Genomic DNA, 429 nt, shown 5'->3' on the forward strand with positions numbered 1-429 from the left:
CGCCCACGCCGCCCACCAGGCCGGCGAACAGCAGCGTCAGGTCAGAGACCTTGTACAGCCAATCCGGCACTTCGGGCTTGATCGGCAAGGTGGTGACGGTGCCGCCGCCGATAAACACGTTGGGCGAACCTTCCATCACCTGCGCGTCGCAGTTGGTTTTGTCCCCCACGCGCGAGGCGGGCTGGCCGTTGATGCTGACCTTGTCGGAGCCCTGCGCCATCTGCATGCTCGGGCCGTCGTCGCTGCAGGCCACCTGGCTGTGGGTGGCGAGCGCGGCGGGTTTGCCGTTGATGAAGACGTTGGGGGAGCCGGTGACGATATTGCCTTTGGGGGTCAGGCTACCGGCGCCGGCGTCGGCAATGCCGTCGCGCGCCGCGGTGGCCGCCTCCCCGGTGAGATACCCCACCGCCAGACTGGCGCCGATGAGCA

General features: G+C 68.3%; 1 protein-coding gene. It reads right to left on the bottom strand.

Annotation, left to right across the window (positions count from 1 at the left end; genetic code table 11):
* The coding region (locus ACK3CV_RS25350) for a PAAR domain-containing protein (RefSeq protein WP_489009925.1) at nucleotides 1-429 on the bottom strand (429 nt) is incomplete at both ends.

The organism is Serratia sp. TSO36, assembly GCF_057808395.1.